The sequence below is a fragment of the Coleofasciculus sp. E1-EBD-02 genome, from assembly GCF_040218245.1.
In the GTDB taxonomy this organism is placed as follows: domain Bacteria; phylum Cyanobacteriota; class Cyanobacteriia; order Cyanobacteriales; family Coleofasciculaceae; genus Coleofasciculus.
In genome coordinates this window covers 1-8484 of sequence record NZ_JAVJQN010000182.1, presented here as the reverse complement: position 1 = coordinate 8484, position 8484 = coordinate 1, and the positions used below count along the sequence as shown (strand labels likewise).

General features: G+C 45.8%; 5 protein-coding genes. 3 read left to right on the top strand and 2 right to left on the bottom strand.

Translation table 11 applies throughout. The features are described 5' to 3' along the window. Positions 1-222: 222 nt before the first annotated feature. Entirely contained in the window at positions 223-2073 is a 1851-nt protein-coding gene (locus RIC07_RS28475; RefSeq protein ID WP_446397457.1) for a protein kinase domain-containing protein, read from the bottom strand. Positions 2074-2163: 90 nt separating this feature from the next. Next, entirely contained in the window at positions 2164-3789 is a 1626-nt protein-coding gene (locus tag RIC07_RS28470) for an NB-ARC domain-containing protein (RefSeq protein ID WP_446397456.1), read from the bottom strand. Positions 3790-4233: 444 nt separating this feature from the next. On the opposite strand from RIC07_RS28470, the gene RIC07_RS28465 reads away from it, so the two are divergent. From RIC07_RS28465 to RIC07_RS28455, 3 genes are all read left to right on the top strand, one after another. Next, entirely contained in the window at positions 4234-5946 is a 1713-nt protein-coding gene (locus RIC07_RS28465; protein ID WP_446397455.1) for an extracellular solute-binding protein, read from the top strand. 218 nt (positions 5947-6164) lie between these two features. Continuing rightward, complete coding sequence (locus RIC07_RS28460) at positions 6165-6887, top strand: hypothetical protein (RefSeq protein ID WP_446365963.1); 723 nt, start codon at positions 6165-6167, stop codon at positions 6885-6887. 291 nt (positions 6888-7178) lie between these two features. Then, positions 7179-8303, top strand: a complete 1125-nt coding sequence (locus RIC07_RS28455; RefSeq protein WP_446397454.1) for a substrate-binding domain-containing protein — start codon at positions 7179-7181, stop codon at positions 8301-8303. Positions 8304-8484: the final 181 nt, after the last annotated feature.

Here is an 8484-nt window from a genome sequence, read left to right as displayed (position 1 = left end):
TCCCGCCATCTCGGTTAAGATGTCTTGACTTAACAACAGCCCGACAAAAGGCTTTAGATTTAATCCGGACTAGGGAAACATCCGGGTGTCTGTACCAAACCGAGACTCTATGCGGTATTCAACGTTTAATTGTCGTTTGTCCGACAATCCCTGACTTCAAGCGTTAGCTAAGTCAGGGTTGTTGAAAAATTAACTCACCATCAGGGTCAATTAATATTAACGTTAAACTGACTGCCAAAGCTTAATTTTGCGATCGCTTCCCGCGCTGACGAGAATATCCCCATGGGGACTAAAGGCTAAAGAACGAACGGGTTGAGAATGCCCTGACAACTTGGTTAATCGTTGACCATTTTGAACATCCCACAATTCAATTAGCGCACCACTTCCACTGGCGAGAACTTGACTATCGGGACTAAATGCCAAAGCCGCCACGCCAGGTGACTCGGGGGCAAACGTCCGTAATAATTTACCGGTTTGGGGATTCCAGAGTGCGATCGCCCGACTGCTACCACTGGCAAGTATCAGACCATCTGGGCTAAATTCTAGACAGGTAATGCTCGTCGATTGATTGGTAAACGTCATTAGCGGTTTACCATTATGAGGATTCCAAAGTTCTAGAGTGCCATTTAAACTGCCCACGGCACAACTATGACCATTCGGGTTAAAGGCAATATGTCGGGCTGAATCTGAATTTCCGGCTAAAATACGCAGCAATTTACCTGTTCGTACTGCCCAAAGTTTAATTTCCCAATCCCCGCTACTAATTAAAATCTGACCATTGGGACTAAATACAATATCTCGCACCCGATCCGCACGACTCACCAAAGTATTAATCAGTTTTCCGGTGCTAAGTGACCACAGTTTGATAGTTTTATCAAAACTGCCACTGGCTAAAATCTGACCATTTGGACTAATTGCCACACAGGTTACACGGTGGCTATGTCCAGTTACGTTATGCAAAGGTTTGCCGAGGCGTAATGCCCACAGTTTAATGCTTTTGTCATAACTGCCACTGACTAACGTCTTACCATCTGGACTGATAGCAATGGCACGAATCTCATCTGTATGTCCAGAAAGAGTCCGACGCAGTTTCACCTTTTCCCAGGGATTGGGTGAGGTGGAAATGGGCAATAACTGAGTAATTAGAGACATCAGTCCTTTGGCTTTGGACTGAATTGGCGATCGCTTCTTGATCGGGATCGGTGCTGGTGGCGGTAAGGAAGGGGGGGGAGCAATAATGTCTTCAATACAACGACGAATCATGGCTGGGGTTTGCGGGCGCTGACCGGGAAACGTCGCCATCAGATAATCGACTAAATCCGCTAATTCTTTGCTAACTTGCGGCGCACTCTCTCGCCATTGCAATTTGCCCGTCCGGGGGTGAGACTCAAAATCGTTGGGAGATTTGCCTGTGAATAAATAGACAAAGGTGCGACCTAGGGCAAAGAAATCCGATTGCGCTACGGCTTTACCTTCCATTTGTTCCGGTGGGGTATACCCACTAGAAATAATCACGGTGCCGGTTTCATCTTGTTTTTGCCGTTGTAAGTAGGTTTCGGTGATCTCCCGCACTGCCCCAAAGTCAATTAATGCCAGTTGTCCATTAGGTCGCAGGATAATATTAGAGGGCTTGATATCTCGATGGATTAGCTCTTGTTGGTGCAGTTGTTCTAAAATATCTAAAAGTTGTTTCAACCACGCGATCGCTTGGTCTTGATTGAGGACAGGTTTTTTGCGACCGGATCGCCACTGCTTCAACGTGATCCCCTCAATTTTCTCCATGATTAAGCAGTGCAAGGAGACTTCTGTCCCCTGCGACCAGACAAAATAGCCATCTGACTTAACTCTGGGAATACCAGGATGTTGAAGCCGACTCAAGACCATAGCTTCACGCTGGAATAAGGATACAGCTTTTTCTTTAGCCTCATAGCTGTAAAACCGATCCAGATTCAGAACTTTCAGGACTTTGGCAATTCCCTGATCATCGACTTCAAAGGTTTGACTAAACCCACCTTTACCGAGTGTTCGCAGGACTCGATAACGGTTTTGAAGCAATAGGTTGGGGTATATCATGAGGGGGGTTAGAAACAGTAATCTTGGCTACGTCGCAGTATCACTTATCTCTTTTTGCTTCGCCACTTATGCCAAACCTCTAGGGTCTGCTTACAATCTGCCTTCAATTGCATCCAGTAAGTTGATCGTGTTAAGTCGTGCATATCCCACCATTTGGTCAGATGTTCCTTCTAGTATAGAAAGAATCGCTTTAAGTTGATCATCTAGGCGATCTGTGTCTTTTAACACATACAATCGATCCCTGACGCGAGTAAGAATTAGGCGAATTTGTAGCGTCTTCAGATCATCGGATACCTGTTCTTTGACTAGGGCATGACTCCTGAGTAGCCCCAGTTGACTTACGGATTTGGTTTTACAAACAGTTGAAATTTGCTGACACACCTGGTCAATAAATTGATTGGTGGCATACTTCAACAAAGCCGGCTGAATGGTAAAAATCGCTTCATTAGCTTCAGCATTGGGTTCTTTTTCCAACAGCGATCGGCGTTTGAGGGATTCCAACGCTGCCAGGAGTTTCGATAAGGATGTCACCGAAAACTTCATTGCCTCTTTTAGTTCCGAAATTGAAAGCGGCTGATTTTCCAGTGCCAACCAATAAATGATTTCCTGTTCTAAAGGAGATAAACGTTGGAATTGTTGATTGAAAACATTCGGTAGAATATCACCAATAATTAATGTACTTTGCTCTAAAAATTCCGAAATATTTCCGTCAAATATTTCTTGGATAGTTGTCGCCATGATTTTTAGGGCTAACGGATTGCCGCGATAAAGCTGAATCAGGGCATCAGCACTTGACTTTAAGGAGGAAAATCCTTTCGTTTCTAAAATGCGTTTGGCATCCTCCGCACTTAAGCCTTTGAGTTTGAGTTCTCGAACAGGGAGTTTTGTACCCGCTAATGAGGCAATTTCTATCGGTTTTTCCCGACTAATCAGCAGTAAGCAACTTTGATGGCGTTCTTCAGCCATGCGCCGAATCAGTTCCCCGTAGTCTTGATACCCGTCTCGATAATGTCCGGCTAACCTGCCACTACTCATGATAGTTTCCACATCATCGAGGAGCAACAAACAGCGATGGCGTTGGCAGTAGTCCATCAGTTGCGAAATTTGACCGTTAGTGGTATCGGGTGACTCTTGTTCCTTACCCTCCGATAAAAAGTCGATGATCTCAGTGAGGAGATCACCCAGGGGTGAAGCATGACGTAGCGATCGCCAGATCACATATTCAAAGGAAGATTGTACCTGTTCAGCTACCTTCGCTGCCAGGGCGGTTTTACCGATTCCCCCCATTCCCAGGAGTGCTACGATACGACAGCGTTCTTTGCCAATCCATTGGTCTAGCTGTTTCAGTTCTGACGTGCGACCGTAAAAGATGGAGATGTCAATGGTTTCTCCCCAATCTTGGCGGCTACGACTATTGGAGGGTGTTGTCTTGCCTTGATCGACAATTTCTTCCCAGTTGAGTCCTAAAACGTGACAATATGCTTTAAAGGCATGAGCGCTAATGGGTTGTCTTCCGGCTAAAAACCGCTTCCATGTTCCTTGAGAGAGTCCAGTAGCATAAGGTCCCCCAGTATACCACGGTTTATCCGGTTCCAGTATTCGACTAGCCTCAAGCAAGCAGGTGTCGTCATCGTCAAGACTCCAACTCCACCCCTTTTCGTTTCTGGCTTGCTTGATTTTAGCGAGTCCCCATTGAGAGGCTTTAAGAGTCGGCACTGTCTCACCTTAGTTTTGCCATTTGTCAAGATCGATTTTAGAGCAATTTCTAACGTTATGGATAAAAGCACACATTCAAAGAGGTCATGACCCAAATAATGGAGTCACGCTCATTATGCCCTGAACTAAAGTAATCTTCCAGAAGGCTGGTGTTTATTGTGACAATTGTATCATATATACTGTTGAGCTAAAGGGCAATTACCTGGTACTGTCCAATACCAAAACGGGCAAAGCCAGTTAATTGTAGGGGCGGGTTTAGCCATTCAAGCTAGCTTTTTATTAATAACTGAGCAACAAAACCCGCCCTTATTCAAAGGTAATGGCGTAGCACACTTCCTCTTAACAATCTAGGGCTAAAGCCCTGACTACGAACGAACTCCTCAAACAGGCGCGATCGCTCCTACACTAGAGTTATAATACCTAGTCATTAATGTAGAGGCTTCTATGCATCTGCAACCTCGCCGATTCATCACTCGCCTTACGGCTGTCCTCAGCCTTCTACTCCTTAGCGCTTGTAACGGGAGTAACACGAATCCAGACAATTTCAGTGGTCTCACCGTTAAATTCCTAGCAGGTAGTGCCTTGGGAGACTTCTGCAACCAAGCGGCGGAACAATTTAATCAACAACAGCCCCAACTTGATAATGGCACCGCCATCCGCCTAACCTGTGAATCGATGGGGAGTGGCGATATTGTTACTAGCCTGGTTTCTCAAGGCTCACAACTCAAAAATGGCACCCTAGACGCCGAGTCTGCGGAATTGCCCACCTTGGTTTCTGTGGATGGCGAGATTTACCAAAGCCAGCTAATCTACCGGATGAATCAGCTATTTCCTGGACAAAACTACATCCCGGAAATTACCGACTCCCCCCTGCTGGCAAATAGTCCCATGGTCTTTATGGCACAGGAGGATGTCGCCACAGGATTGAAGAACACAGCTAATCCGTTCAAAGCCCTAGTCACGGCTGAAACCCATCAAGATATCGACCCCGCTAGTCCCCCCTTAGCCGTTCACTACGTCCATACCGCCCCCACCCGTTCTAATTCTGGCTTACAAACCTTAGTCGCCCAATATGCATCAGTTTCGGGGAAGCGTCCGCAAGAGTTAACGGTGGAAGATGTTAAGACGTATGAATCGCAAGTCCAGCAAATCCAAAGCAAAATTACTCGGTATGGCGTTTCCACCGATTCTCTAGCGGAAGCCATGGTGCAAAATGGACCGTTTTGGGCGTCTGTGGGTTCAGTTTATGAGTCTTCGGTGATTGCGGCGAATGCGAACCCTCAACCTAATCAACCTCGTTACCAAGCCGTTTATCCTAACGCCACTTTTACATCAAATATGCGGGCGATTATCCCCAATGCGCCTTGGGTGAGTGAGGAAGAAAAAGCCGCCGCCGAGAAGGTTGTTACTTATTTACAATCGCCTGAAGCCCAACAAATTGCCACGGAACTCGGTTTGCGCCCAGGAACCCCAGGCGTGGCTTTAGGACCTAAGTTTATCCCAGAGTTTGGCGTTAACCCCCAGGCGAAATACGATTCCTATCGCCCCCCGCAACCTGACGTTGTTGAGGCAATGTTAACCTCCTGGCAAGAGGTGGCAAAAAAACCCTCCCAAGTGGTTGTTGTGGTGGATACGTCGGGTTCGATGCAAGGAAATAAATTACCTGCTGTACAGAATACATTGCAGAACTATATTAACAGTCTCGGACCCAAGGATAAGATTGCCCTGATTGATTTTAATGATGAAATTAGCCAACCTGTGTTGGTCGAGGGAACCGATGCCGGACGGAATCGCGGTTTGGAATTTATTAGTGGTCTTCAAGCTTATGGAGGGACTAAACTCTATGATGCGGCACTTTATGCCCGTAACTGGCTGCAAGAAAATCCGCGCCCGGATTCGATTAATGCGGTGCTAATTCTCACCGATGGGGAAGATTCGGGGTCTCAGATTAATCTGAATCAACTGGAACAAGAATTGCAAAAAAGTGGGTTTAATAGTGATCAGCGAATTGCATTTTTTACCATTGGTTATGGCAAAGAAGGTGATTTTGATCCGGAGGCGCTGAAGGCAATTGCTGACCTGAATGCAGGCTATTACCGTAAAGGAGATCCAGAAACGATTGCGACGGTTATGGATGATTTACAGGTTGAATTCTAATTGGTCATTTGTCAAGTCGTTCTCGGCTTTAATACAGACGCGCCGAGTTAAGTTAGGGGTTTTCTCCTAAACGTTATTGGTAAAACCTGTCCCGACAAACGTAAGTAAAGGGCGGGTTTTGTAGCCAACCTAGGGAAAACAATCAACATTAGTCCCTAAACCCGCCCCTACCAACAGATTCCCTTGACAGAAGCCTACATACTCAAAACTCAAACCTTATGAAACTGGCAAATCCACTTAACTACCCTTTAGCTGTACTCGCTGGCGGAATTGTTCTTGTTGTCGGCGTTCGTCTAGCTAACTTATCCAGTGTGGTCATGTTACCATTTGCCGCCGTTATTGCGACAGGCGGTGCGATCGCACTCAAATTGAAAGAACCGGAAACGTTGAATCTAGAGAACCCGGAACTGGCGCGGGAACTGCAATTGGTCAAACAGCAAGCCCAGACGTTAGCAGGGAAAGCGGAGATATTGCGATCAGAAGCCACTAAACTCTTAAGCGATGGCTTAGAAGTCGAGTTACTCGCCGCCGTTCAGTATGCGTGCGATCGCGCCTCTGAATTACCTGCTAAAGTTGACCAGTTGACTCAACGCTTCCAAGGGGCTGATTCCCTATTATCCGTCAGTGATTTACAACAACAACTCGAACAGGTCAATCAAAAACAAACCCAAGCCAGTGGTGTTGCTAAAGACCAACTTAACAAACTTACAGAAAGCTTGCAGCGTAATCTTCAGTTAGCGCGTCAGGGACAAGATGCGCGTCAAGCACAAGTTACCAGTCTTTCGACTATGATTGCTGATGCAGCCGGGGTGTTGCAGCAACTCCAAAATAAGCTAAGAACTGCCGATTTAAATGACTCCGAACAAGCCAGAGAACTCCGTTCCTTGAGTGAAGAACTTCATAGTTTAGAAGAGAGTTTCGATCTATTGGTAACAAAATAATCCAAGTACACCAGTCCAGTAGACATATTTGACATAATACTCAAACCATGCATTGCTTAGAAAACCGATACAGTAGTCCGATTGATCGGGTAAATCGCCACCTTAGCGACCAAAATTCTCCCGACAGAATAAGGGCGGGTTTTGCTGATCAGTTATTAGTGACAAGCTTACCTGAGAGGCTAAACCCGCCCCTACAATTGATTAATCATAGACGTGGTATGAAAACAAACGTTTGACTTTTGACTTTTTACGTCCGCGTAGCGGTACTAGCAATTTCTTCTCCCCAGAACAATGGCAACCCAAACTCGTCAATCTCAAAACCCCACCCGGCTGTTAACCTCCATTGGCATTATCCTGGTATCTTTAGGCTTAACTTACACCCCTTTACCTGGATTCAACCAGACTGTTGTTGTGGTTAGTGGAACTGAACTGGCTGAACCCCTGCAAAGTCTAGAAGCCAAGTTTGAGGAAGAAAATCCGGGAATTGACTTAGAACTCAAGTTTCAAGGTTCCCAGGATATGGTCAATAACTATATTGATAACCAGAACGACTTCCAGCCTACGGTACTCATTCCTGCCAGTAGCGAGATTGTACAGGAATTACGCGATCGCATTCAGGCGCAACAGAATGGTGAACCTTTCTACAATACGCCTCAACCTATTGCCAAAACGATCCTTGTGGGTGTGGCTTGGACTCAACGTGGCAATATTCTGTTTCCCAACGGGCGTTTCCAATGGCAACGGGTTGAACAAGCCATGCAAGCAGGAAACTGGGAAGAAATTGGCGGGAATAACGATTGGGGCAGTTTTGATTTTGTAATTACCGATCCTACCCGTTCTAATAGTGGTCAGGTAACGTTAGGACTATGGGCGCAGTCTAAATTAGGCGGACGTCCACTCAGCAGCGCTACATTAAACAATCCTGAAATTAATTCCTTATTTAGTTTAATTAAGCGTTCCGTCTATCAGCCGCCCCGTTCAACTGATATATTACTACAAGAATTTATCAGTCGGGGTCCCAATGATGCAGATGTGGCTACCGTGTATGAAAGTATTGCCCTTTATCGTTGGCAGCAATCAGCCGCGAATCAAGGCAAACCCTACCAAATTTATTACCTTGATCCGGCGATTGAAACGGTGTCTACAGCAGCAATTGTTCGTCGCAATGTGAGTGAAGATCAGGCAAAAGCTGCCCAACAATTTTTAGAGTTTCTGACTCAACCACCCCAACAGGAAGTGTTTGTGCAGTACGGTTTCCGTCCCGTTAATAATACCGTTGATTTACAAACCGTTGCCAATAGTCCTTGGTCTCAGACTATTCCAGGTGCTGAGATAAATCCCCCTGGAAACGTGATTCCACCCCCGGATAAGCAAGTGTTAACTGAAATTCAACGGTTATGGGAGAGGGCAAATTAATGAAGTCATTCGTCATTTGTCATTTGTCATTTGTCATTTGTCCTAGAGCGCCGGTCCAGTAATCACGATGGGGGTAAAGCATGAGAAAATAGGTTGACACAACAGTTGTGAGTGGTCGGATGGTGTGAAGTTTTACAAAGTATGTTTCATTTAAGTCGAACTTCAAAAACTGAATACATCC